Source organism: Pantoea sp. E956-1, assembly GCF_982223955.1.
In genome coordinates this window covers 32,720-57,636 of the sequence record NZ_CEUYZP010000016.1, presented here as the reverse complement: position 1 = coordinate 57,636, position 24,917 = coordinate 32,720, and the positions used below count along the sequence as shown (strand labels likewise).

The following is a 24,917-nucleotide window of genomic DNA, read 5'->3' as shown; positions in this document are numbered from 1 at the left end:
GAGCCCGTCATGAAAGCACTCGCCAAACTGAAGAAGGAAACGGGCATCTGGATGATGACCGATGCGCCAGTTCCGGAGCCGGGCCACAACGATCTGCTGATTAAGATACGGAAAACCGCCATCTGCGGTACCGATGTCCATATCTATAACTGGGATGACTGGTCGCGTAAAACCATTCCGGTACCCATGATTGTCGGTCATGAATATGTGGGTGAAGTGGTTGCGATAGGACAGGAAGTGAAAGGCTTTACGATTGGCGATCGGGTCTCGGGCGAAGGACATATCACCTGCGGACATTGCCGCAACTGCCGTGCCGGGCGAACCCATTTATGCCGTAACACAATGGGTGTAGGCGTTAACCGCCAGGGCTGCTTCGCGGAGTATCTGGTTATCCCGGCCTTCAATGCGTTCAAAATTCCTGACAACATTTCCGATGAGCTGGCGGCAATTTTTGATCCGTTTGGCAACGCCGTGCATACCGCGCTGTCGTTCGATCTGGTGGGTGAGGATGTGCTGATCTCCGGTGCGGGTCCTATCGGCATCATGGCTGCCGCAGTCTGTCGCCATGTCGGCGCACGTAACGTGGTGATCACGGATATCAATGAGTATCGTCTGGCACTGGCGCGCAAAATGGGCGTCACGCGCGCGGTCAATGTAGCGAATGAGGATCTGCGAGACGTGATGCATTCGCTGGGTATGACGGAAGGATTCGATGTCGGGCTGGAGATGTCTGGTGCACCGCCAGCCTTCCGTTCATTGCTGGAGGTAATGAATCACGGTGGACGGATTGCACTGCTGGGCATCCCGCCGGGTGAAATGGCGATCGACTGGAATCAGGTCATCTTCAAAGGGCTATTTATCAAGGGCATTTATGGCCGGGAGATGTTTGAAACCTGGTATAAAATGGCGGCGCTGATCCAGTCCGGGCTTGATTTAACGCCGGTTATTACCCATCGCTATGGAATCGACGATTTCCAGCAGGGCTTTGATGAAATGCGTTCAGGACGCTCGGGAAAAGTGATACTGAGCTGGGATTAAAACAACGGCCGCCAGGGCGGCCGCATGATTAGCTCTGTTTTTTCTCTTCATCGGTCAGGTAGCGCACTTTGCGCGTGTAGTCCTGGCCTTTGAAGTTCAGCGGCTGTTGCGGATCGGCGAGGTATTTTTGCCATTCCGACAGCGGAAAGCCGCCATGTGCGCCTACCACTTCAGACGGGATCACCGCCGACTGACCGCCAATTTTCTTTGAGACCGGCCAGTTAGCCCATTCCCCCAGATTGACGGTTTTAATATCCAGCATATCCAGCAACACCGCGAGCGGCAGCTGATCGGTAGGCGGCTGGCTGTCGTTCATTAAATTCCAGGTATCATTAAACAGCGTCAGCCACAGCGGCGAAATACGCTGCCAGACTTCACGCGTGGCAGCCAGGTAGGCCCCATTAACATGGTCCACCAGCCAGGGCCGGATGCTGTGCGGGTAGTAGGCGGGAATTGCCTCTTCCGGTGCACCTTCCAGCTTGGCAATCATTTTCCCCTGACGAAAACTGGAATAGAGATGGCCGGGTTTCATCATGATCTCCGGCATCTTAAGCAGATTGAGGTCGGAATCGATCATCAGAATGCCGTCGCCTTTAGCCTGTAAGGGCGCCTGCAATTTAATCAAACGACTGCAATAAATCTGCTTGTAGCGATAACTCTCTTCCCGATGCGGGACATCCAGCGTCGCCACGCGGGTTTTTACTGGCAGGCTGCCAAAGGCGTGAGCCGGCTGATCGCTGACAATTACGATCTCTTCAGCCTCTGTCGCAAAGCGCGCCGCAAAATCGGCACTGAGCAGGGCCTCTTCAATATAGTCGGCGCCGGTGCAGGGGATCACGACCGAGGTTACCGGCACAGTGCCCTGAACCTCTTTCTGCGAATAAGGCAGGTTATGACTCGCCCTGATATGGCGATAACGGGGATTTAAAAAATTAAGCATGAGGTTTCTTTTTCACGACGCTTTGCAAAATATTCTCGACGCCGCTGATATAAGTTTCAATAGCGTATTTTTCTCGTACGCGTTTCGCTGCCGCATTGATCAGGCGTTGACGTAAATCCGCATCCTGCCACAGTGCGGTCAGATGCTGGGTCAGTTGCACCACGTTGCCATAATCAAACAGCAGCCCGGTTTCGTCATGACTGATCAATTCGGCAGTGCCGACCACGCGGGATCCCACTACGGCGGTATTCACCAGCATCGCCTCCAGCACAACCCTTGGTAAGCCCTCACTGCGTGAGGCAAGAATAAACGCATCAAAGGCGGTGAGGTAATCCAGCGCGTTGTTCTGAAAGCCGGTAAAGACCACGTGCTGCTGGATGTTTTCTGCGGTAGCGAGTTGCAGCAGATGCTGAAGTTCCGGGCCCGCTCCGACCACCACCATCTTCCAGTCGGCATCGGGATTAGCGCGTTTAAAACGGCCCAGTGCCTGCAGAATATGGTGATTAGATTTACGCAATATCAGCGAGCCGATCGTGCCGAACACAAAGGTCGATGGAAAAAGTTTAAAGCGCTGGCGTACTTCAAGGCGGTCGGGCAAAGGCTGGTGGATGTCGATAGCGTTATTGACGGTAAAACAGCGTTCCGCATCAACACCGTGGCTGCGCAGGGTGTTATTCACGCCCTGTGACACGGCAATGATCGCCTGGCAATCCTGATTGACCATGCTGACCAGCCGCGGTTCCAGTACCGGATCGATACGGCAGTGTTGCACTACCGCAACATCCAGGCTGCGCGCCGCCAGATAACCTTCCACATTGGTGCTGGGCTGATTATTCATATAGAGCGTGTCAAACTTCCCCAGTTGCAGCAGTGAATTGATTTTGCTGGCATTGGGCATAATGCGCCAGTGTGTATCAATCTGATCGATGGCGCGCTTCTTGAGCTTTTTATTAAAAAACAGCAGGGCTCGCGCGGCTTCTTTAACTAATTTCGCCCAGCGTGGCTGTTTGATTTGCGGAATAAAAAAGACCGGAATAGCCAGTGCATTCAGCGTGGCTTCAATGGTTTCGTCGTTGCCTCGGCTGTAGTTGTGATAGAAGCAGCAGGTGATATCAAACTTTTGACGATCGATACGCTTCAACAGCTCCAGCATACTGTTGGTGCCGCCGCCCCACTCTCTGCCGTTATCCAGCAGCAGGATTTTTTGTTTAATAATCGTCATCCCTATCACTGTTCCCGCACAGCCTGTTATTGCCCGACCCAGGATTATAGTAATTTCTGCGTACAAATGAACGCTAAGCTGAACACTTAGCATTCATCGCAAATTCAGAACAGATTTTTTAGCGTGTTAAACAGCGGGCTGTTATTCACACTTTCCGCTATTACCGATAAGGCTCGGGTGGCCGGAACCGGCGCCAGCGGCTGTTTCAGTTTACACAGGTCTGCAGGCTGGAAGCGCGGCGTCGCCGGTTTTGCCGGCGCCACCGGTGGCCTTGAGCCGCTGCGGAGTGATTCGTTCAGCAGCTGACTGGGGCGAACCAGCGTAACGTCGGCTGGCAATGTGGGTAACATCTGCTGCAGCACCCGCACGGTGTTAGGGTGGGGATGACCAATGGCAATGGCGTAACCGTCGCGCTGCGCCAGGTTTACCGCCCGGCTGAACTGCTGGCGGATGGCATTAATATCCTGGCTGTCATCCAGAAACACCCGGCGTTTTAACACCTTGACCTGGGTACCCTGAGCGGCAGGAACAGCCTGACTGTTAGCGATGGTCATGCTATCCAGAAAGTAGAGATTGTAGTGGTTCAGCGCCTGCATCACCTTCTGCATACCGGGCAGGCTTGAAGTCATCCTGCTGCCCATGTGGTTGTTCAGACCTACGGCATAGGGCACGTTGTTAACCGCATTGCGCATGATGCGGGTAACCTCTTCGCTGCTCATCTCCGGCGTTAAGGTATCTTTTTCCAGCGGCTGTTTGCTCAGCGGCGCCATGGGCAGATGGATCAACACTTCGTGACCACTCTGGTGCGCTTTGGTGGCCATTTCACGGGCATGTGGCGCGTTGGGCAATACCGCCACTGAAATGGCCTGCGGCATCTGCAGGACCTTATTCTCTTCGGCAGGGCGATAGCCTACGTCATCGATGACAATGGCCAGTTTGCCCGCCTGTGCAGCGTAACTGAACAGCAGGGCGCTCAACAGAACGGGGATTTTTCGAAGTTGCAGCAAAACCTATTTTCCTAACCACGGGAGTGGATTGACGGCCTGTCCCTGACGTCGGATTTCAAAATAGAGCGACGGGGTACCGCGGCCACCACTGGTGCCCACCAGTGCGATAGGCTGTCCTGCCTTCACCTGCGTACCCACGCTCACCAGCGCACTTTGGTTATAGCCATACAGGCTCATATCGCCTTTACCATGTTCCAGCACGACGACCAGGCCGTAGCCCTGTAACCAGTCGGCCATCAGCACACGACCATCGGCGATAGCCTTCACCTCGGTACCTTCGCGCGCATCAATCACCAGTCCTTTCCAGCGCAGTTCACCCTGCAGCTGTTCACCAAAGCGATGTTCAATGCGTCCGCGTACCGGCCACAAGGCCTGCCCGCCCGCGCGACCGAGCCCACCGGTGCGCGCCACCAGTTCGCGTTCGCTCTGGGTCGGCTGATAGCTGGAGCCTTTGGCTTTCGCCTGCGCCTGACGCTGACGCACTTTTTCCGCCTCACGCGCTTCACGGGCGGCACGCTCGCGCGCCTCGCGTTCTGCACGGGCGATCTTATCTTGCAGACGACTTTCGTTCTGACGCATCTCGACCAGATCGGCCTGATCTTTCTCCAGCGCGCTTTCCAGTGTCGTCAGGGTTTTTTTCCGCGCTTCGCTCGCCTGTTTCAGCTTCTGCTGCTGGCCCTGCTGCTGCGCTAATAAGCCTTTCTGCTGCTGTTGCTTCTGCTCCAGCGTGGCGCGTTGCTGATCCAAATCCTGACGCGTCTTTTGCAGCTCATCGATACTTTTCTGACGTGCAGCATTCAGGTAGCCGAAATAGGCCAGAATACGCTCGCTGCGCTGGCTCTCTTCACCGCCCATCAACAGCTGTACGCCGTTGTGCTTACCCTGACGAAACGCCGCATCAAGCTGCTCTGAAAGCAGGTTTTCCTGTTGGGTTTGCTGTTTTTCAAGGCGGGCGATGGAGGTGGTAAGCTGTTTGATTTCGTCATTCAGGGCGTTGAGGCTATTGCGGGTGTCACGCAACTGGCGACTCGCCTGAGCGATGATTTTTTCCTGGCTCTGCAACTGATCCAGTAATTTGCTGCGCTGCAGTTTTTGCGCTTTAACGCTTTTCTCTTTTTCAGCAATGTTTTGCTGAATAGATTGCAGCTGAGATTTGCTGTCTTCTGCACTAACGGCGGCAGCAGGCAATAACAGTGCCCCCGCACAAAGCAGGCTAAGGGAGAGGCTGGACAAGTGTGTGAACAACGGCAGGTTATCGCCGTTGGGACGGGTCCTTGTGTGCGAAACGGTTGTTTTTCCCTTCATAGGCCAATGATTATTCCACGATGAACCGCCGCTTACCAGTGCTCCCCACTGGCATTTGCTTTTCCAGTTATGTCCACTATCACAATGACATGGATTAAGCCTTACGCCATTTTTGCTATTCAGCCACTTTTTTTGGAAAATGAAGCACAAATCGATACTCTGGCCGCATAGCATCTGTACATGCGAAGTGGCGCAGGTATACTCAGAACCCTTGTTTTAGCTTATTAGCCCGGTCTGGAGTCGTTACCCCTCATGCAAGAAATTATGCAGTTTGCAAGCAATCACCCCATCCTGAGTCTGGCATGGGTCGTTTTACTCGTTCTGGTGATTGTGACTACCGTTAAAGGAATGTTCTCTAAGGTAAAAACGATCAGTCGTGGTGAAGCAACCCGCCTGATTAACAAAGAGGACGCGGTAGTTGTAGACGTGCGTTCGCGCGACGATTTCCGCAGAGGCCATATTTCAGGTGCGCTGAATGTTGCAGCCGCTGAGATTAAAAAAGGCAACATCGACGAACTGGCAAAGCATAAAGCGCAGCCCATAATTGTGGTGTGTGCAACCGGACAAAGCGCGGGTGATTCTGCGGCGCATCTCAGCGCGGCCGGCTTTGAGCAGGTTTCAGTGCTGAAAGATGGTATCAGTGGCTGGAGCGGCGAAAATCTGCCGTTAATTCGCGGCAAATAACCTTACAGAGGTGTGATCATGGCAAATGTTGAAATGTATACCAAGGCCACTTGTCCTTACTGCCATCGGGCGAAGGCGCTGTTAACGCAAAAAGGCGTGTCGTTTCAGGAGATCCCCATTGATGGAGACATGGCGAAACGCGAAGAAATGATCAAGCGTAGCGGCCGTACCACCGTACCTCAGATTTTTATTGATGCGCAGCACATTGGTGGCTGCGATGACTTATTCGCACTCGATAATCGCGAAGGTTTAGATCCCTTACTGCAGGCGTAATTTTACGCCGGACAATCTCATACATAGGATTTGGTCACATGTCAGAACATAACACCAACGAAATGCAATTCCAGATTCAGCGCGTATTCACCAAAGATATCTCTTTTGAAGCGCCAAATGCCCCGCAGGTTTTCCAGAAAGAGTGGGAACCGGACGTTAAACTGGATCTGGACACTGCATCTTCTCAGCTGGCTGACGAAGTTTACGAAGTCGTACTTCGTGTGACTGTAACTGCCACCGTGGGCGAAGAGACCGCTTTCCTGTGTGAAGTTCAGCAGGCCGGTATTTTCACCATCAGCGGTATTGAAGGAACGCAGATGGCACATTGCCTGGGCGCATACTGCCCGAACATCCTGTTCCCGTACGCACGCGAATGCATTACCAGCCTGGTATCACGTGGAACCTTCCCGCAGCTGAACCTGGCACCGGTTAACTTTGATGCGCTGTTCATGAACTACCTGCAGCAGCAGCAAGGTGAAGAAGGTGCTGAACCACATCAGGATGCCTGATGACAACTCACGCTTCGATTAGCGTCATCGGTGCCGGTTCCTACGGCACCGCTTTGGCGATTACGCTGGCCCGTAACGGCCATCCGGTACTGTTGTGGGGACATAACCCGGCGCATCTGGCGCAACTTCAGACTGACCGCTGCAACACTGCTTTCCTGCCCGATGTCCCGTTCCCCGACAATCTTTCTCTTGAACCGGATCTGATCAAAACCATTGCTGCCAGCCGCGATTTATTAATTGTGGTGCCGAGTCATGTGTTTGGCGAGGTGTTGCAGCAGATCAAGCCTCATCTGCGCTCCGACTCGCGTATTGTCTGGGCGACCAAAGGGCTGGAAAAAGAGACCGGCCGTCTGCTTCAGGATGTGGCGCGTGAAATTGTCGGCGATGCTATTCCGCTGGCCGTGATCTCCGGACCGACCTTTGCGAAAGAGCTGGCAGCCGGATTACCGACGGCCATCGCGCTGGCCGCAACGGATGCGCAGTTCGCTGACGATCTGCAGCAGAAGCTGCACTGTGGTAAAAGTTTTCGCGTTTATAACAACCCTGACTTTATCGGCGTACAGCTGGGCGGCGCGGTGAAAAACGTGATTGCTATCGGTGCCGGGATCTCGGACGGGATTGGTTTTGGCGCGAATGCGCGTACCGCACTGATCACCCGTGGTCTGGCTGAAATGAGCCGGCTGGGCGCCGCGCTGGGTGCCGATCCCACCACCTTTATGGGGATGGCGGGTCTGGGCGATCTGGTGCTGACCTGTACCGATAATCAGTCGCGTAACCGTCGTTTTGGCATGATGCTGGGCCAGGGCGAGGATGTAGATAGCGCGCAACGCATTATCGGACAAGTTGTAGAAGGCTACAGAAACACCAAAGAAGTCAAAGCATTGGCAGCCCGTTTTGGTGTGGAAATGCCGATCACCGAGCAGATTTATCAGGTGCTGTATTGCGAAAAACCGGCGAGAGATGCAGCATTGAGTCTGCTGGGACGAACAAGGAAGGACGAAAACAGCACTGGCTAACGCAGGACGCGTAGCATCATCACCTGCAGCGCCCATTCAGGCGCTTTTTTTATCGGGAGAAAACAGCAATGTCGTCTGATGAGTTAGAACTGGTCTGGAATAATATCAAAGCAGAAGCGCGCGCCCTGGCTGATTGTGAGCCGATGCTGGCCAGCTTCTTTCACGCGACATTGCTCAAGCATGAAAATCTCGGTAGCGCACTGAGTTATATGCTGGCCAACAAGCTGGCTAACCCGATTATGCCCGCCATCGCCATTCGTGAAATCGTTGAAGAAGCCTACCGTGAAGATCCGTCGATGATTATGTCAGCGGCGTACGATATTCAGGCAGTGCGTCAACGTGACCCGGCAGTCGATAAATACTCCACGCCGTTGCTCTACCTCAAAGGTTTTCATGCCTTACAGGCCTACCGCATTGGCCACTGGCTGTGGAATGAAGGCCGGCGCGCGCTGGCGGTTTATCTGCAGAATGAAATCTCCGTCTCCTTTGCCGTTGATATTCATCCCGCTGCCAACATAGGCCACGGCATCATGCTCGACCATGCCACAGGTATTGTGATTGGTGAAACCGCCGTGGTTGAGAATGATGTCTCGATCCTGCAATCGGTTACGCTGGGCGGAACCGGCAAAACCAGCGGCGATCGTCACCCGAAAATCCGTGAAGGGGTGATGATTGGTGCCGGTGCGAAAGTCCTGGGCAATATTGAAGTTGGCAAGGGAGCCAAAATCGGTGCCGGTTCGGTGGTGTTACAGCCCGTACCGCCGCACACCACTGCAGCAGGCGTACCCGCGCGAATCGTGGGTAAGCCAGGCAGTGAAAAGCCGTCGATGGATATGGATCAGCACTTTAATGGCAGCCTGGCGGGTTTTCAGTTTGGCGACGGCATCTAGTCTTTAATCAGCGCGCCCGCATAATCAAGCTGGCGCCACGCTTCATAGACCACCACCGAGACGGCGTTCGACAAATTCATACTGCGGCTTTCCGCTTTCATCGGGATACGGATTTTCTGCTGAGCCGGTAACGCCGCTAAGATCTCAGCCGGAAGTCCACGGCTCTCCGGGCCAAACAGCAGATAATCGCCAGCCTGATAGGCTACGGCACTGTGTGCGGGTGTCCCTTTGGTCGTCAGCGCAAACAGACGCGCAGGTGACTCTGAGGCGATAAACGCCTGATAGTCGGCGTGGAATTTAATGGCAGTGAATTCGTGGTAATCCAGCCCGGCACGGCGTAAACGCTTGTCATCCCAGGCAAAACCAAGCGGCTGAATCAGATGAAGCTGAAAACCAGTATTGGCGCACAGGCGGATGATATTGCCGGTATTCGGCGGAATTTCTGGTTCAAACAAGACAATGTTAAGCATAAGGCCCCCGATGACAGGGGCCGAAGCATAGCAAATTATTGACGACCGGAGGAGTAGAGCGGCAACCAGAGGGTCAGACGCAGGCCGCCCAATGGGCTGTCATCCGCTTTAACCCAGCCGCGATGCTGTTGCACTGCAGTTTCAACAATCGCCAGGCCAAGACCGGTGCCGCCTGATTCGCGATCGCGCGCTTCATCGGTACGGTAGAAAGGCCGGAAAATCTGTTCACGATCTTCCGGACTCACGCCAGGACCATCGTCATCAACGTGTACTGTGATACCGGAAATATCGACGGAGAAGCTGACGCTGATATGAGTGTGTGAATAGCGCAGCGCATTGCGTACGATATTTTCCAGCGCACTTTCCAGCGCATGAGGGTTGCCATAAAGCGGCCACGGGCCAGGCGGATAGGGAATATCCATTTTCTTGCCCATCTGCTCCGCTTCGAAGCGGGCATCTTCCAGCACCCCATTCCATAACTGATTCGCCTTCATCGCTTCGCTGACCAGCGCATTCTTATGCTGGGTGCGCGACAGCACCAGCAGATCGTTAATCATGCCATCAAGACGCTGTGCTTCCATCTCAATGCGGCCCAGCTCTTTGCCTTCACCCTGGCGCCGACGCAGCAGCGCGGTAGCCAGTTGCAGACGGGTGAGCGGGGTACGAAGTTCATGGCTGATATCCGATAACAGACGTTGCTGACCGGTCATCATCCGCTCCAGCGCACTGACCATCTGGTTAAAGCTGGAACCCGCCGCCAGAAACTCTTGTGGGCCCGATTCCAGTTCCGGATGCTGACGCAGGTTTCCGCTTGCCACTTCGTCGGCAGCATATTTCAGCTTACGCGCCGGACGTGCCAGGCTCCAGGCCAGCCAGAGCAGCAGCGGTGAGCTGATGAGCATGGTGACGATAAGCAGTAACAGGGGACGGTCAAACAACAGATTGACGAAATCGAGCTGGGAACTGTTGGCGGGACGAATCATGTAAAGCTGGTAGTTATCTTCCCCATCCCGAACGGCGAAAGGCCCTACCAGCTCAACACGACCATATTTCTTCTTCTGTGGATGATCAGCATTGTCAGACTGGCCGATAAAATTGCGGATAACCTGCATTTCGTTATGTTGCGCGCCGATCACCCGACCTTCACTGGTCACTAACAGCAGCCGCTGACCCGGCGGTGCCCACTTTTCCACTGCCCGAAACAGACGACGCCACCACATCAGATCGTTAGGGGGATCCTGTGACAGCTCTGCTTCGACGTGTTGCTCAATCATGATGCCCTGCCGCTGTTCACTCTCCAGCAGCGAGGTCATCTGTCGTGAATCGAGCTTAGGCACCATTAGCACCAGCATCAACACCAGCGCCAGCGTCAACCAGAAGATGGCGAAGATACGGGTGGTCAGACTTCCAATCATGATGCCGAAACCATCAGATAGCCGCGGCCACGTAAGGTTTTAAACCAGGGATGACCGTCACGACGCTCAGGCAGCTTGCGACGCAGATTCGAGATATGCATATCAATGGCGCGGTCAAAAGGCGTCAGGCGTTTGCCCAGCACTTCCTGACTCAGATGCTCACGCGACACCACCTGGCCCAGATGCTGCGCCAGCAGATAGAGCAGGGTGAACTCCGTGCCGGTCAAATCCAGCGTGACATCATCAAAACTGGCCTCCTGACGGCCGGGATTGAGACGCAGACAGTCCACTTCCAGCGTGGGCGAGCTATTGTCGTGTTGCTGCTGCTGTTCACTCCAGTTTGAGCGACGCAGAATAGCGCGGATACGCGCCACCAGTTCACGATCGTTAAACGGCTTAGGCAGATAGTCATCTGCGCCCAGTTCGAGGCCCAGTACGCGGTCCAGCTCGCTGCCGCGCGCCGTTAGCATGATGACGGGGGTTTGATGTTGCTGACGCAGTTCTTTCAGGGTGTCGATACCGTTTTTCTTCGGCATCATGACATCCAGTAAAAGCAGATCAATCGAGTTATCGAGCAGGTTCAGCGCTTGTTCACCATCGCTGGCTACCACCACTTCAAACCCTTCCATTTCTAACAGTTCTTTTAAAAGCGAAGTTAATTCGCGATCGTCATCTACCAACAGGATTTTATTCATTTTTGTAGCCCTCCGCAGGCAAAATACCGTGTTCCTGGCGCACCTATCCATCGCTTTACGTAGTTTTACACCCCCTGACGGATGTTTGCAGCTGTCGCCGTACACTGGCTCTCGTTGAATCGCAAAACGGAACGAACTGGAGTACACGATGCGCAAATTAACCGCCGTCGTCCTTGCCTCAGCGATGGCTCTGAGTGTCGCCAGCGCAGGTGCTAAAGATGCGACGACGATTGACGAGATGCATCATGGCGGATTGCCGACAGGCAGTATGACGCAAAATCCGCAAAGCCACATGTTCGATGGCATCGAGTTGACCGAAGAGCAACGGCAGCAGATGCGTGACCTGATGCAACAGGCCCGACATGAGCGCCCGGTCGTTCATATTGACGATATCGCAGCACTACACGAGTTAGTGACTGCAGACCAGTTTAACGAAGCGGCCATCCGCGAGAAGGCGGAAGTAATCGCCAGAGTTCAGGTTGAACAGCAGGTCGAGATGGCGCGCGTACAGAATCAAATGTTTCACCTGCTAACGCCAGCCCAGCAGTCGGCGTTACAGAAGAATTACCAGCGGCGACTTAATGAGCTGCGACAGTTTTCAAATTTGCAGTCAGCGTCATCGCTGCAGGCAGTGAGTAGTACCAGCAGTAACCAGTAACATAGTATCCCTGTTTTCCTTGCCATAGACACATCCCTGTCTTCCCCCGCCATGATGGTGGGGGTTTTTTTTATCTGCCGTGTAACAACCTTCTATTATTAATCAGATATTTAAGGATTTTATAAAGCGAGATCAAGCTTTATGAATTAATCCGGGTGTGGGCGACAGAGAGAGACTTATGGCTTCAGTTTTCCTGCCGGCAGGGTTAACATCTTTTTGTGTTGAGAAGAGCCAGGCACTGAGTGCGCAGAAATGGTTCAGGAGTAGTGTGAATAACACGAGTGATGGAAGTGTTTTATCACAGCTCCTGAGTGGAATGCAGGCTTAAGAAATGAGAATGCTGCTCCAGCAATCCGTGCCAGCCTGATGCTCATTAAAGGCATTGTTCGTAACAATCATAAGTGCAGCAATATGCTACGAGTTCAGGCGTTACCTTTGCTTAGGATTCCAGAAAATTGATTGAATATTGAATAATGTAACGCTTGTCGCCAGTACGTGGATGACGTGCGGCGGACCTCTTTTTACATGCTGACTGAACGGATATGAATATCTGTCAGTTCTGGCTGCCCGATTTGATACATGTCGTTGAGATATCTGAGTTGAAAACGATTTTTTGTAAGGTTTGGCTCTGGCCTGCCGATAGTTTTGGGACTAAAGCAATTTAATTAAGGAGTGATTATGTCTGGGATGGTTTTTTGTCGTGGATGTGGCAAAGAAATTCATGAATCAGCCAGGGCTTGCCCTAATTGTGGTGCGACTCAATCAGGGTCAGGTCAGGGCAATAAGAACCGAATTGCTGCTGCTCTGCTGGCGCTTTTCCTTGGGGGGTTTGGGGTTCATAAATTCTACCTTGGAAAGATTGGTCAGGGATTTTTGTACCTGATTTTTTGCTGGACGTTCATTCCAGCCTTTATCGCTTTTATTGAATTCATTTTATATCTTTGCCAGTCTGACGACGACTTCGCAAGGAAGTACGGTTAACCTGAAGCGTGAATAAAAAGAAACCTGCCGTAATGGCGGGTTTTTATCTTTTTTTCACTTTTTTTATTTTGACTGGAATCATCACCACGCAATAAAACCCCTGTTTGATTAGCGCTTGTTGAGCTTTTATGGATAAGTCTCGCCGATTCTTTACTATTCAGGTCATGACTTAAATTTAAGCGTATCGGTAAGGGTTTTACCGCCTGTTAAATATTATAACTCACTGAAAGTGAATGAATTAAAGGCAGGGATGGAAAGCTTTAATCATATTTTTCAATGAGATAAATTCCCCGCGTTACGCTTGCCGGTTCAGGCGCACCTTCTACACTTTATTTTGTCACTGCAGGGAAGTTAAGTGTCTTTGCGAAGTCTCAGGGAGCAGCAACCACATTATGTAGTCCTGAATGAATCTATTAACGGAGTAAGTTATGGCAGAGCATCGTGGTGGTTCAGGTAATTTCGCAGATAATCCGCAAAAAGCGTCTGAAGCCGGTAAGAAAGGTGGCCAGAATAGCGGCGGCGGAAATTTCAAAAACGATCGTGAGAAAGCATCAGAAGCCGGGAAAAAAGGCGGCAAAAAGTAGTTGCCGCTCCTTTCTCAGCCCGGATCCGGGTCTGAATGTGGCCTGGTACTGATGTGTATGACACTTTGCCCCGTCCTCCCACAGAGGCCGGGGCTTGTTTTTTTGTGCCTGTGGCGATTTCCCAAAAGCGCCTGATTCATTGAACGACCTGCTAAGCAGTGCCCGCCTCCCGATGTTAAACTTGAGCCATTCATTCATTTTGGTGCGCATCATCACTGATGCCGCACAGGGAAACTGGCATGCAACCCTCTTATGGCCGACTGGTAAAGCGTGCTGCCCTCGGTGCTACCATTCTTGCGTCTGTGCTGTTGCTCGTGAAAATTTTTGCCTGGTGGTACACCGGTTCGGTGAGTTTACTGGCCTCGCTGGTGGATTCACTGGTGGATATCGCCGCATCGCTGACCAATCTGCTGGTGGTACGTTATGCGCTTCAGCCTGCCGACGAAGATCATACGTTCGGGCACGGTAAAGCGGAGTCGCTGGCGGCGCTGGCACAAAGTATGTTTATTTCCGGATCGGCACTGTTTCTGTTTCTGACCGGCCTGCAGCATCTGGCGACACCCAATGAGCTGCGGGCGCCCGGCGTTGGTATTGTCGTGACCGTGGTGGCGCTGACCTCAACGCTGGTGCTGGTGGCCTTTCAGCGATGGGTGGTTCGTAAAACCCGCAGTCAGGCGATCCGGGCTGACATGCTGCACTATCAATCGGACGTCATCATGAATGGCGCAATTTTGATTGCGCTGGTGCTCAGCAGCTATGGTTTTGCCCGGGCGGATGCCCTGTTTGCGCTGGGCATTGGCATTTTTATTCTCTATAGCGCATTGCGTATGGGCTACGAAGCGGTTCAGTCATTGCTGGATCGCGCGTTACCGGAAGAGGAACGGCAGCAAATCCTGACGCTGGCAACAAACTGGCCGCAGGTGCAGGGCGTTCACGATTTGCGAACCCGCCAGTCCGGGCCGACCAAATTTATTCAGCTGCATCTGGAGCTGGAAGATCAGCTGCCACTGGTGCAGGCGCATCGGGTAGCCGATCAGGTTGAGAAAGCGTTACGCAAAGAATTTCCCGGGTCAGACGTAATTATCCATCAGGATCCCTGTTCTGTGGTACCGTTCGAGAGAAAGGATTCTTTAGGTTTTTAACTTAAATGAATCAATTCGATACGGAAGGGATGACGTAACGCTAACATTGCTGCAAAAAATAGTGAAAAGTTGTCTGACCTGAATCAATTCAGCAGCAGGCCTTTGATATACTATCTGCCATCACGTGTCGCGCGGGTCGTAAAATGATCTTCAGCAGCGATCGACAGGCAGGATTAACCCTTAGTTTTGAACAATCCAGAGGTTGTCATGATCAAAAAAATTGGTGTATTAACCAGCGGCGGTGACGCCCCAGGCATGAACGCAGCTATTCGTGGCGTGGTGCGTTCCGCGCTGAGTGAAGGACTGGAAGTTTTTGGGATCTATGACGGTTACCTGGGATTGTACGAAGATCGCATGATCAATCTTGATCGCTATAGCGTCTCCGACATGATTAACCGCGGCGGCACTTTCCTGGGCTCAGCGCGTTTCCCTGAGTTCCGTAATGAAGATGTGCGTCAGGTTGCCATTGAGAACATGAAAAAGCGCGGCATTGATGCGCTGGTCGTTATTGGTGGTGACGGTTCCTATATGGGGGCTAAGCGCCTGACTGAAATGGGCTTCCCGTGCATTGGTCTGCCAGGCACTATCGATAACGACGTTGCCGGAACGGATTATACCATCGGTTATTTCACTGCGCTGGAAACCGTAGTTGAAGCGATTGACCGTCTGCGTGATACCTCTTCATCGCATCAGCGTATTTCGATTGTGGAAGTGATGGGGCGTTACTGTGGCGATCTGACACTGGCGGCGGCCATTGCTGGTGGCTGTGAGTTCATCGTGTTGCCAGAGTTCCCGTATACCCGTGAAGAGCTGGTAGCGGAAATCAAAGCGGGTATCGCAAAAGGTAAAAAGCACGCTATCGTGGCGATTACCGAGCACATTTGCGATATCGACGATCTGGCGCGTTTCATTGAAACTGAAACCAAACGAGAAACCCGCTCTACCGTTCTGGGACATATTCAGCGTGGCGGTGCCCCTTGTGCGTATGACCGTATTCTGGCCTCACGCATGGGTGCCTACTCCATTGAACTGCTGATGCAGGGTTACGGTGGCCGTTGCGTTGGTATTCAGAACGAGAAGATGGTGCATCACGACATCGTCGACGCGATTGAAAACATGAAGCGTCCCTTCAAACGCGACTGGCTCGACACCGCGAAAAAACTCTATTAATTCCTCTGCGGGGTGTGCTTCCTGACGCGCCCCGGCATTCCGCTTATATACCCCATGGTTATAACAGCTTATTTTTAATTCTTTTAGCTCTGTATTGGTTTATGTCACGCTTAGCCCATAACGACATTGGGAGAGTGCGTAATGAACAAGTGGAGTATCGGCGTTACCCTGTTGCTGGCCTCAACCAGCGTTCTGGCGAAAGACATTCAGCTGTTAAACGTTTCCTACGATCCAACCCGTGAGCTGTACGAACAGTACAACAAAGCGTTCAGTGCGCACTACAAACAGGAAACCGGCGATAATGTCGTGGTCCGTCAGTCGCATGGCGGTTCCGGTAAACAGGCGACCTCCGTGATTAACGGCATTCGGGCGGATGTGGTCACACTGGCGTTGCAATCGGATGTCGATGCCATTGCCGAACGCGGTCGTATTGATAAAAACTGGATTCAGCGTCTGCCGGATAACTCTGCACCTTACACCTCGACCATTGTTTTCCTGGTTCGTAAAGATAACCCTAAAGGCATCCATGACTGGAGCGACCTGACGAAGCCAGGCGTATCTGTTATTACCCCTAACCCGAAAACGTCCGGTGGCGCACGCTGGAACTATCTGGCGGCCTGGGGCTGGGCACTGGATCATAACAACGGCGATCAGGCCAAAGCGCTGGCTTACGTCAGAGCGCTGTTTAAAAACGTTGAAGTGCAGGATTCCGGTGCACGCGGCGCAACCAATACCTTCGTTGAGCGCGGGATTGGTGATGTGCTGATCGCCTGGGAAAACGAAGCGTATCTGGCGGTTAACAAGCTGGGCAAAGACAAGTTTGAGATTGTCACCCCGAGCGAATCGATTCTGGCGGAACCGACCGTATCGGTGGTCGATAAAGTCGTGGATGAAAAGGGAACGCGTAAAGTCGCCGACGCTTATCTGAAATACCTTTATTCGCCAGAAGGCCAGACTATCGCTGCACAGAACTACTACCGGCCGCGCGATGCTGAAGTCGCGAAGAAATTCGCCAGCACCTTTGCGCCAGTGAAGCTGTTTACCATTCAGGACAAGTTTGGTGGCTGGACACAGGCTCAGAAAGCCCACTTCGCCGATGGCGGCAGCTACGACCAGGTCATGAAACCGTAATGCGTTGCGGTCAGCGCATCCCTGCGCTGACCGCTTATCCTCTGCAATCCCAGTTTTTCTCTTCTCCGCCCAGCCGCTGAGTTATCTGCCAGAATTCCCCGTGACATTTTTTTCTTGCCAGGCGAGGATGCAGGCTGCTAAGCCCATTCAGGAAGCGTTGTTATGCCGACACATCGTCGTGCAACCCGTCTGGTTGCGGTTCTGCTGGTACTGGTCATTGCGGGGATGCTGGCTGCCGCACTGCATTTCAAAAAGAACAGTGATGCGTTATGGCAGATCGTCAGCGAGAAATGTCTGCCTCACCAGCAGAGTGGTGGGGAACCTGCGCCCTGTCAGCGCGTCGATCAGCGGCATCGCTATGCCATGCTGAAGGATATGCACGGGCCGTTGCAGTATCTGCTGATTCCACTCGACAGGATCACCGGCATCGAAAGCCCGCGGTTACTGCAATCCGCTACGCCCAACTACTTTGCGCTTGCCTGGAATGAGCGGACGCTGCTTGCACAGCGACACGGCTCACCTATTGATGATCGGGTCCTGTCACTGGCTATCAATGCACAGTATGGCCGCACGCAGAACCAGCTCCATATTCATATCTCCTGTCTGCGACCCGATGTGCGCCAGCAGCTTGATCAGCTGACGCCGCAGCTTAGCGGGCGGTGGCAGAGCATCACACTGCGCAAGCACCACTACTGGCTGCGTGCATTGACGCCAGCTGAGCTGACTCAGCAGAGTGCGTTTATCCGGTTAGCCGGGGAGTTGCCAGAGGCGCGGACAGAGATGGGGAAATATGGGCTGGCACTGGCGGAATTAAATGATGGGCGACTGGTACTGATGGCGATAGAGCGAAACTGGCTGCTCCTGAATAGCGGTTCGGCAGAGGAAGTACAGGATCACGCCTGTCAGCTGATAGCGCCCATAAAAAAGGCGGCTTAAGCCGCCTTTAATCGGTAAGTTTACTGCTTAGGCGCTTTTTGCAGCTGCTGCAGCTTTAACGATCACAGCGAAAGCGTCCGCTTTCAGTGAGGCACCGCCAACCAGCGCGCCATCGATATCAGGCTGGGTGAAGAGCTCAGCCGCATTTTTATCGTTAACTGAGCCGCCGTACTGGATGATGACCTGTTCCGCGATAGCGGCGTCTTTCTTCGCGATATGATCACGAATGAATTTGTGAACGGCCTGTGCCTGAGCAGGGGTCGCGGATTTGCCGGTACCGATAGCCCAGACTGGCTCATACGCGATGACCGCATCTTTAAACGCTTCGGCGCCCTGAGTTTCCAGAACGGCATCCAGCTGACGAGCGCAGACTTCTTCGGTTTTACCCGCTTCGTTTTCCGCTTCGGTTTCACCAATGCACAGCACTGGGATCAGACCCACTGACTTCAGCACCGCGTATTTCTTCGCGATGAATTCGTCGCTCTCTTTGTGGTAAGTGCGGCGCTCTGAGTGACCGATAATGATATATTTCGCGCCGATATCTTTCAGCATCTCTGCGGAAACTTCACCGGTAAACGCACCAGACAGGTTAACGTCTACGTTCTGCGCACCCAGTGCGATGTGGCTACCGGAGATGGCGTGTTTTGCCTGCTCGAGATAGAGAGCTGGCGGTGCAATGGCGACGCCACAACCCTCAACGCCAGACAGTTCCTTGCGCAGACCGGCGATCAGTTCAGCTGTGATCTGCTTGCTGCCATTCAACTTCCAGTTACCCATAACCAGTGGATGTCGCATTCTATCCTCCGCATAAAGCGATACATGAAAAATCGCTGCCAGCTGGCAGCGTTGTCTGCCAGACAGTATAGAGATCAAATGTAGCGATGGCTTTGCTTTTCGTCATTTTCAGCCACATCATCAGGGGCTCGCGAGCGCCAGTTTGACCGGCTCAACGGCGAAGGTCAGCCCCTTATCGCCGTTGTCAGCCACCACAAAACGCAACGCGCCCTCGACCTGCGCAAAGTAGGGTAAATCCTTACCTTGCTTCAGCAAGCCCTCCAGCTTTTTACGTCCCTCATCGGCGCTCAGTCCTGGTACAAAGAAGCGCAACATGGCGGTCATATAAGCCAGCGCTTTTTGCTGGGAGGCGCTCTGATCCGGACCCGGCAACGGTAGCCAGGTAATCTGCAGCGTCTTAATTTTGCCGGTACCGGGCTCCAGCGCGGTGGACGCATAGAGGGTCTCGTTAATTTTGCTGGCGGCGCGCGTCAGAGTGCTTTTGTCACCCCGGTTATCAATGGCGCGATATTCCGGCAGCATCAGCGCGCCGTTGGCCTGATTATATTTTTCGCGGAACTGGCCGATAGTCATATCAAAGGTGGGGGCGCCCGCCAGCAGATAGGGGGCGGTAGGCAACGCATCGGCCCGTTCCTGCGGTGGCGGATCGGCGGCAAAGACCGGAACCGTCAGCGCAAACGATAACAGCAGTGCGCCAGGCAAATTCTTCATTTTGTCGATCCTAACCCGTAAACTCAGGCGCAAATTAAAACGGTTTTTGTCCGCGAGGTCAAAACCGCAGCGGTTCTCTTCTCTCTGGATGATAATGCATGACGTTACAACAATGGTGTTTTTCCTGGCGCGGCCGGCTGGGACGACGTGATTTCTGGATCTGGCAGGCGGTCTGGTTGCTGACAACAACCCTGTTATTCGCGTTAGCGGCTAACGACTGGCTTGATACTCAGATGGCGGCCTTTGGCGTAGTCTGCCTGCTGTGGCCCGCCAGCGCGGTTATCGTTAAACGGTTGCACGATCGTAATCGCCGCGGCTACTGGGGATTTCTGGTAATTATTGCCTGGCTGCTGGTGGCTGGGAACTGGAGTGTGCTGGACGGCATACTGCCCTGGCTGTTGGGTCGCGCCATTCCGTTTGTGTTACTGGCTGGCCTGCTGCTCGATCTCGGTCTCTTTCGCGGTACCCCCGGTGCTAACCGGTTTGGTACCGCGACTCAGCCGGTGCGATACCGGCAAACGGCTCACCAGTAATGTTCGCTGGTGATATGGCCCGGCTTGCGCTTCAGGTGCTTGCGCATCCCGCGCGTCTCTTTCAGTAATTGCTGGGTATCACGCACCATCTGCGGGTTGCCGCACAGCATCACATGGCTGCTGTCGGCATCCAGGCTTAACCCGGTGGCGCGCTCCAGCTCACCGTTTTCGATCAGCGCCGGGACCCGGCCAGTCAGTGAACCGGCGATCTCTTCGCGACTCACTACCGTCTGGATGTGCAGCTTGCCTTGATAATGTTGTTGCAGCTGCTGCATCAGCGGCAAAAAGCTCAGGTCAGCCGCATAGCGCGCGGCATGGACCAGCACGATGTTTTCAAAGCGATCCAGACCTTCGCCCTGCTGTAGCATCGACAGGTAGGGGCCAATAGCGGTGCCGGTTGCCAGCATCCATAAGGTTTTGCACTCCGGGACTTCATCCAGCACAAAAAAGCCTGCCGCTTCTTTGGTGACCATCACCTGATCGCCAGGCCGAAGTGCCTGCAGATGCGGACTTAGCTTGCCCTCTGGCACGGTGACCAGATAAAACTCCAGCAGATCATCTTTCGGCGCATTGACGTAAGAGTAGGCGCGCTGAACCCGCTCACCGTCGATTTCCAGCGCCAGCTTGGCAAACTGCCCGGCGATAAAGGGATCGATGGGCGCTTTTACCCGGAGACTGAACAGCGCATCTGTCCAGTTTTTCACTTCCTTTACTTCAGCATTGACCCACTCAGCCATAATCACTCCCTGGTTGTTGATTATTCAGGCAGGTCACTATTTTCGCGGCTGCCCGGTGAGATTGCCAGCCTGCGCCGGGGCAAAGGCTCTAATCGACAAACTGTTGCTTTGTCTTTACAGGCTGGCGCATAAACTTGACAGGCGCAAGCCGTGACCTTTTCGCTCACCTCTCGCTTTGTCATCTGAACCTGATATTTTGCCCGCCATAACACGATGACTGGCGGGTGAACCGCTGTTTTAACCTCCTTTCACAGAAAGAAATTTTGCATAATCATGATGACTAAACTCGAAAATCGCCCGCTGCTGGTGATGCTCATTGTGCTGGTGGCAGTAGGGCAGATGGCACAGACTATCTACGTCCCGGCGATGTCGGTGATGGCGGATGCTCTGAATGTGCGGGATGGCGCGCTACAGCGTGTGATGGCGGCCTATCTGATGACCTATGGTGGATCCCAGCTGGTCTATGGCCCGCTGTCAGACAGCGTAGGTCGTCGTCCGGTGATCCTGGCGGGCATGATGATCTTTATGATCGGCGCGATAACGGCACTGATGGCGACATCGCTCGATATGCTGGTATTCGGCAGCGCTATTCAGGGATTGGGCACTGGCGTGGCGGGCGTGATGGCCCGCACCATGCCGCGCGATCTCTACGAGGGGCACGCACTGCGGCGCGCTAACAGCCTGCTTAACATGGGTATTCTGGTCAGCCCGCTGCTGGCGCCGGTGATTGGTGCACTCCTGACTCAGCTCTTTGGCTGGCACGCCTGCTTTGCCTTTCTGCTGCTGCTCTGTCTGGCGGTAACCGTCTCGATGGCGCGCTGGCTGCCCGAGACCCGGCCGCAGAGTGCGGAGGTGACGCCCTTCTTCAAACGTTACGCCCGCCTGCTCAGCGACGCGAATTTCGTTCGCTACATTGTGCTGCTGATTGGCGCGCTGGCCGGGATTGCGGTATTTGAGTCGAGCTGTGGCGTTCTGCTGGGCGGCGTGCTCGGCCTGCACAGCCTGACCGTCAGCATCCTGTTCATCCTGCCGATTCCGGCAGCGTTTTTTGGTGCCTGGTTTGCCGGTCGCGAGCAGGGTTCATGGCACAGTCTGATGTGGTGGGGCGTAAATAGCTGCCTGCTGGCGGGCATCCTGATGTGGCTTCCGGCGTGGTTCGGCATGATGAACATCTGGACGCTGCTGGTCCCGGCCGCACTGTTCTTCTTTGGGGCTGGGATGCTGTTCCCGCTGGCGACGTCAGGTGCGATGGAGCCTTATGCCTGGCTGGCGGGTAGCGCGGGCGCGCTGATTGGCGGGATGCAGAACCTGGGATCGGGCCTGGTGGCGTGGCTGTCAGCCATGATGCCGCAGCGCGATCAGTTCAGCCTTGGTATGCTGATGTTCTTCACAGCACTGGTAATGCTGCTCTGCTGGTTGCCGCTCTCACGTCAGCCGGAGCGCGGCAACCAGCCGGTTACAGGATAAAGGGATGGAGCGCCGGATCTTTACGGTCAAGATAGTGAATCGACTGGATGCGGCGAATGGTACGTGATTTACCGCGAATCAGCAGGGTTTCGCTGGTGGCGATATTGCCCTGACGCGTAATGCCTTTCAGCAGCTCGCCACTGGTAATGCCGGTGGCGGCAAACACCACGTTGTCATTGCGTGCCATCTCATTCAGCGTCAGCTTTTTGCCCGCTTCAATCCCCATCTCTGCACAGCGCTGCAGCTCCTGCTCGCCCAGCAGACGGTTTTCAGCGTTGTCGCCTTTCACGTGGTGACGCGCCAGCAACCGGCCCTGCATATCCCCATCCAGCGCGCGGATCACCGCCGCCGAGACCACGCCTTCCGGTGCGCCGCCGATGCCATACATCACATCGACTTCGCTGTCCGGCATGCAGGTCAGAATCGAGGCGGCGACGTCCCCATCCGGGAAGGTAAATACCCGCACGCCCAACTGCTGTAACTGGCTGATCACCGCATCGTGACGCGGCTTTGCCAGAATCGACACGGTTAGCTGCGACAGCGGCTTATTCATCGCGATGGCGATATTACGCAGGTTGGTTTCCAGCGGCAGGTCGAGATCAATCTCTCCACGCGCTGCGGGGCCAACAATCAGTTTCTCCATGTACATGTCGGGTGCGTGCAGAAAGCTACCTTTATCGCCCACCGCCATCACCGCCAGCGCATTTGCCTGGCCAAGCGCCGTCATACGGGTGCCTTCAATCGGATCGACGGCAATATCGACCGCATCGCCGCGACCGGTACCGACTTTTTCACCGATATAGAGCATCGGGGCTTCGTCGATTTCACCTTCACCGATCACAATCTGACCGTCAATTTCGATGGAGTTCAGGACATGACGCATGGCATGGACAGCCGCACCGTCAGCCGCATTTTTGTCGCCGCGCCCTAACCAGTGATAGCCTGCCAGTGCGGCAGCTTCGGTTACGCGGGAAAATTCAATGGCAAGTTCTCGTTTCATGGCATCTACCTGACAAAAAACCGGCAGGCAGTGTAACACAGCGGGGGAGTGGGGCGGGGAAAAGGCCCGCGACGGCCAGCGTCGCGGGCTTTGATATTACTCTTGTTCTTCCCACGCCTGTGCGCGGGCAACAGCTTTTTTCCAGCCTGCATAACGGAAGTTACGCTCGGTGGTTTCCAGGCTTGGACGGAACTCACGCTCGATAACCGCTTTAGAGCGCACTTCATCCAGATCCTGCCAGAAGCCGACGGCCAGACCCGCCAGATAAGCAGAACCCAGCGCGGTGACTTCACGCACTTCCGGACGCTCAACACGGGTGCCGAGAATGTCCGACTGGAACTGCATCAGGAAGTTGTTGGAAACCGCGCCACCATCCACACGCAACGCCTGCAGGCGGGTGTTGGCATCGTTCTGCATCGCTTCCAGCACATCACGCGTCTGATAAGCGATAGATTCCAGTGTCGCACGGATGATGTGGTTAGAGTTCGCGCCGCGCGTCAGGCCGAAGATAGCACCACGGGCATACGGGTCCCAGTAAGGTGCGCCCAGGCCGGTGAAAGCAGGCACCATGTAAACGCCGTTGGTGTCTTTCACTTTCATCGCGAAGTATTCAGAGTCAGCAGCTTCACTGATCAGCTTCATCTCATCGCGCAGCCACTGAATAGAGGCACCACCAATAAACACAGCCCCTTCCAGTGCGTAGTTCACTTCACCGCGTGGGCCACAGGCAATAGTGGTCAGCAGGCCGTGCGTCGAGGTCACCGCTTCAGTACCGGTGTTCATCAGCATAAAGCAGCCAGTGCCGTAGGTATTTTTCGCCATGCCAGGCTGTACACAGAGCTGGCCATACAGCGCAGCCTGCTGGTCACCGGCGATACCGGCGATAGGAATACGTGTACCGCCTTTACCACCGATGTTGGTCTGACCATAGACTTCAGAGGAGGATTTCACCTCTGGCAGCATTTCACGCGGGATATCCAGGATATCCAGCATACGCTGATCCCACTCCAGCTTATGGATGTTAAACATCATGGTACGGGAGGCATTGGTATAGTCAGTGATATGCACCCGGCCCTGGGTCATTTTCCAGACCAGCCAGGTATCAACGGTACCGAACAACAGCTCGCCACGTTTCGCTCGCTCACGCGAACCTTCAACGTGATCCAGAATCCACTTCACTTTGGTTCCGGAGAAATAAGGGTTAATCACCAGACCTGTGGTGTGCTGGATATACTCTTCCAGACCCTCTTTCTTCAGTTTGTGACAGTAGTCGGCGGTGCGGGGATCCTGCCAGACAATGGCGTTGTAAATTGGCTTGCCGGTCTCTTTTTCCCAGACGATAGCGGTTTCGCGCTGGTTGGTGATACCGATTGCCGCGATCTCATCAGAGCGGATGTCGGCATGTGCCAGCACTTCAACCAGCGTTGAACTTTGTGAAGCCCAGATATCCATCGGATCATGTTCAACCCAGCCCGCTTTCGGGTAGATCTGGGTGAATTCGCGCTGCGATACTGCAACGATATTGGAGTCATGGTCGAGAACGACGGCGCGTGAACTGGTTGTGCCCTGATCGAGCGCGACAATATATTTTTTATCTGTGGTAGTCAT

At 54.1% G+C, this 24,917-nt stretch carries 27 protein-coding genes; 15 read left to right on the top strand and 12 right to left on the bottom strand.

Annotated elements, in window-relative coordinates; translation table 11 throughout:
* Positions 1–9: 9 nt before the first annotated feature.
* Positions 10–1,038, top strand: coding sequence for an L-threonine 3-dehydrogenase (gene tdh, locus AC0T7J_RS24270; protein WP_473798113.1), 1,029 nt, complete (start codon positions 10–12; stop codon positions 1,036–1,038).
* 28 nt (positions 1,039–1,066) lie between these two features.
* Here tdh and AC0T7J_RS24265 read toward each other — a convergent pair whose 3' ends face one another.
* The 4 genes from AC0T7J_RS24265 to envC form a co-directional block, all read right to left on the bottom strand.
* Entirely contained in the window at positions 1,067–1,978 is a 912-nt protein-coding gene (locus tag AC0T7J_RS24265; RefSeq protein ID WP_473798110.1) for a hypothetical protein, read from the bottom strand.
* On the bottom strand, positions 1,971–3,200 hold the full coding sequence (locus tag AC0T7J_RS24260; protein WP_473798107.1) for a glycosyltransferase: 1,230 nt from the start codon (positions 3,198–3,200) through the stop codon (positions 1,971–1,973). Before AC0T7J_RS24260 ends, AC0T7J_RS24265 begins: the two co-directional genes overlap by 8 nt.
* 104 nt (positions 3,201–3,304) lie before the next feature.
* Positions 3,305–4,207 carry a divergent polysaccharide deacetylase family protein gene (locus AC0T7J_RS24255; protein WP_473798104.1) on the bottom strand — a complete coding sequence of 301 codons (903 nt, stop codon included), beginning with the start codon at positions 4,205–4,207 and terminating at the stop codon, positions 3,305–3,307.
* 3 nt (positions 4,208–4,210) lie between these two features.
* The gene (envC, locus tag AC0T7J_RS24250) at positions 4,211–5,512 is read right to left on the bottom strand and encodes a murein hydrolase activator EnvC (RefSeq protein WP_473798102.1); all 1,302 of its coding nucleotides are present in this window, start codon (positions 5,510–5,512) and stop codon (positions 4,211–4,213) included.
* Positions 5,513–5,764: 252 nt separating this feature from the next.
* Here envC and AC0T7J_RS24245 point away from each other — a divergent pair, with 252 nt between their 5' ends.
* From AC0T7J_RS24245 to cysE, 5 genes are all read left to right on the top strand, one after another.
* Complete coding sequence (locus tag AC0T7J_RS24245; RefSeq protein ID WP_473798099.1) at positions 5,765–6,196, top strand: rhodanese-like domain-containing protein; 432 nt, start codon at positions 5,765–5,767, stop codon at positions 6,194–6,196.
* 18 nt (positions 6,197–6,214) lie between these two features.
* Positions 6,215–6,469, top strand: a complete 255-nt coding sequence (grxC, locus tag AC0T7J_RS24240) for a glutaredoxin 3 (RefSeq protein ID WP_008926942.1) — start codon at positions 6,215–6,217, stop codon at positions 6,467–6,469.
* A gap of 38 nt (positions 6,470–6,507) precedes the next feature.
* Positions 6,508–6,978 (top strand): protein-export chaperone SecB, encoded by a 471-nt coding sequence (gene secB / locus AC0T7J_RS24235; RefSeq protein ID WP_010258229.1) that lies wholly within the window; start codon positions 6,508–6,510, stop codon positions 6,976–6,978.
* A complete protein-coding gene (gpsA, locus tag AC0T7J_RS24230; protein WP_473798094.1) occupies positions 6,978–7,994 on the top strand; it encodes an NAD(P)H-dependent glycerol-3-phosphate dehydrogenase in 1,017 nt (338 codons plus the stop codon). Before secB ends, gpsA begins: the two co-directional genes overlap by 1 nt.
* Before the next feature lie 68 nt (positions 7,995–8,062).
* Positions 8,063–8,884 carry a serine O-acetyltransferase gene (cysE, locus tag AC0T7J_RS24225; RefSeq protein ID WP_010258225.1) on the top strand — a complete coding sequence of 274 codons (822 nt, stop codon included), beginning with the start codon at positions 8,063–8,065 and terminating at the stop codon, positions 8,882–8,884.
* On the opposite strand, the gene trmL is transcribed toward cysE, so the two are convergent.
* Genes trmL through cpxR form a run of 3 tightly spaced genes read right to left on the bottom strand, consistent with a single transcriptional unit; the run spans position 8,881 to position 11,464 of the window.
* The gene (gene trmL, locus AC0T7J_RS24220) at positions 8,881–9,354 is read right to left on the bottom strand and encodes a tRNA (uridine(34)/cytosine(34)/5-carboxymethylaminomethyluridine(34)-2'-O)-methyltransferase TrmL (protein ID WP_473798091.1); all 474 of its coding nucleotides are present in this window, start codon (positions 9,352–9,354) and stop codon (positions 8,881–8,883) included. The genes cysE and trmL overlap by 4 nt on opposite strands.
* 35 nt (positions 9,355–9,389) lie before the next feature.
* On the bottom strand, positions 9,390–10,769 hold the full coding sequence (cpxA, locus tag AC0T7J_RS24215; protein WP_003851276.1) for an envelope stress sensor histidine kinase CpxA: 1,380 nt from the start codon (positions 10,767–10,769) through the stop codon (positions 9,390–9,392).
* Complete coding sequence (cpxR, locus tag AC0T7J_RS24210; protein ID WP_009088062.1) at positions 10,766–11,464, bottom strand: envelope stress response regulator transcription factor CpxR; 699 nt, start codon at positions 11,462–11,464, stop codon at positions 10,766–10,768. Before cpxR ends, cpxA begins: the two co-directional genes overlap by 4 nt.
* 148 nt (positions 11,465–11,612) lie before the next feature.
* Here cpxR and cpxP point away from each other — a divergent pair, with 148 nt between their 5' ends.
* From cpxP to AC0T7J_RS24175, 7 genes are all read left to right on the top strand, one after another.
* Positions 11,613–12,122: a cell-envelope stress modulator CpxP gene (gene cpxP, locus AC0T7J_RS24205; protein ID WP_473798088.1), complete on the top strand. Its 510-nt coding sequence runs from the start codon at positions 11,613–11,615 to the stop codon at positions 12,120–12,122.
* A gap of 678 nt (positions 12,123–12,800) precedes the next feature.
* Positions 12,801–13,103 carry a TM2 domain-containing protein gene (locus AC0T7J_RS24200; RefSeq protein ID WP_031591859.1) on the top strand — a complete coding sequence of 101 codons (303 nt, stop codon included), beginning with the start codon at positions 12,801–12,803 and terminating at the stop codon, positions 13,101–13,103.
* Positions 13,104–13,531: 428 nt separating this feature from the next.
* Positions 13,532–13,687, top strand: a complete 156-nt coding sequence (locus AC0T7J_RS24195; RefSeq protein ID WP_003851267.1) for a con-10 family general stress protein — start codon at positions 13,532–13,534, stop codon at positions 13,685–13,687.
* A gap of 239 nt (positions 13,688–13,926) precedes the next feature.
* Positions 13,927–14,829: a CDF family cation-efflux transporter FieF gene (gene fieF / locus AC0T7J_RS24190; protein ID WP_473798084.1), complete on the top strand. Its 903-nt coding sequence runs from the start codon at positions 13,927–13,929 to the stop codon at positions 14,827–14,829.
* 207 nt (positions 14,830–15,036) lie between these two features.
* The gene (gene pfkA / locus AC0T7J_RS24185; RefSeq protein ID WP_003851263.1) at positions 15,037–15,999 is read left to right on the top strand and encodes a 6-phosphofructokinase; all 963 of its coding nucleotides are present in this window, start codon (positions 15,037–15,039) and stop codon (positions 15,997–15,999) included.
* Between the two features lie 141 nt (positions 16,000–16,140).
* Entirely contained in the window at positions 16,141–17,130 is a 990-nt protein-coding gene (locus AC0T7J_RS24180; RefSeq protein WP_010258203.1) for a sulfate ABC transporter substrate-binding protein, read from the top strand.
* Positions 17,131–17,292: 162 nt separating this feature from the next.
* Positions 17,293–18,066, top strand: coding sequence for a CDP-diacylglycerol diphosphatase (locus AC0T7J_RS24175; protein ID WP_473798080.1), 774 nt, complete (start codon positions 17,293–17,295; stop codon positions 18,064–18,066).
* A 27-nt stretch (positions 18,067–18,093) separates the two neighbouring features.
* Here AC0T7J_RS24175 and tpiA read toward each other — a convergent pair whose 3' ends face one another.
* Positions 18,094–18,861, bottom strand: coding sequence for a triose-phosphate isomerase (tpiA, locus tag AC0T7J_RS24170; RefSeq protein WP_090967193.1), 768 nt, complete (start codon positions 18,859–18,861; stop codon positions 18,094–18,096).
* Positions 18,862–18,981: 120 nt separating this feature from the next.
* Positions 18,982–19,572 carry a DUF1454 family protein gene (locus AC0T7J_RS24165; protein ID WP_473798076.1) on the bottom strand — a complete coding sequence of 197 codons (591 nt, stop codon included), beginning with the start codon at positions 19,570–19,572 and terminating at the stop codon, positions 18,982–18,984.
* A 98-nt stretch (positions 19,573–19,670) separates the two neighbouring features.
* Here AC0T7J_RS24165 and AC0T7J_RS24160 point away from each other — a divergent pair, with 98 nt between their 5' ends.
* On the top strand, positions 19,671–20,105 hold the full coding sequence (locus tag AC0T7J_RS24160; RefSeq protein WP_473798073.1) for a DUF805 domain-containing protein: 435 nt from the start codon (positions 19,671–19,673) through the stop codon (positions 20,103–20,105).
* On the opposite strand, the gene fpr is transcribed toward AC0T7J_RS24160, so the two are convergent.
* Complete coding sequence (gene fpr, locus AC0T7J_RS24155; RefSeq protein WP_473798070.1) at positions 20,096–20,842, bottom strand: ferredoxin--NADP(+) reductase; 747 nt, start codon at positions 20,840–20,842, stop codon at positions 20,096–20,098. The two genes, AC0T7J_RS24160 and fpr, sit on opposite strands and share 10 nt — an antisense overlap.
* A gap of 273 nt (positions 20,843–21,115) precedes the next feature.
* Here fpr and emrD point away from each other — a divergent pair, with 273 nt between their 5' ends.
* Positions 21,116–22,309 (top strand): multidrug efflux MFS transporter EmrD, encoded by a 1,194-nt coding sequence (gene emrD / locus AC0T7J_RS24150; protein ID WP_473798068.1) that lies wholly within the window; start codon positions 21,116–21,118, stop codon positions 22,307–22,309.
* On the opposite strand, the gene glpX is transcribed toward emrD, so the two are convergent.
* Together glpX and glpK are read right to left on the bottom strand one after the other, a co-directional pair.
* On the bottom strand, positions 22,299–23,309 hold the full coding sequence (gene glpX / locus AC0T7J_RS24145) for a class II fructose-bisphosphatase (RefSeq protein WP_473798064.1): 1,011 nt from the start codon (positions 23,307–23,309) through the stop codon (positions 22,299–22,301). The two genes, emrD and glpX, sit on opposite strands and share 11 nt — an antisense overlap.
* Positions 23,310–23,405: 96 nt before the next feature.
* Positions 23,406–24,917, bottom strand: coding sequence for a glycerol kinase GlpK (gene glpK / locus AC0T7J_RS24140; RefSeq protein ID WP_473798061.1), 1,512 nt, complete (start codon positions 24,915–24,917; stop codon positions 23,406–23,408).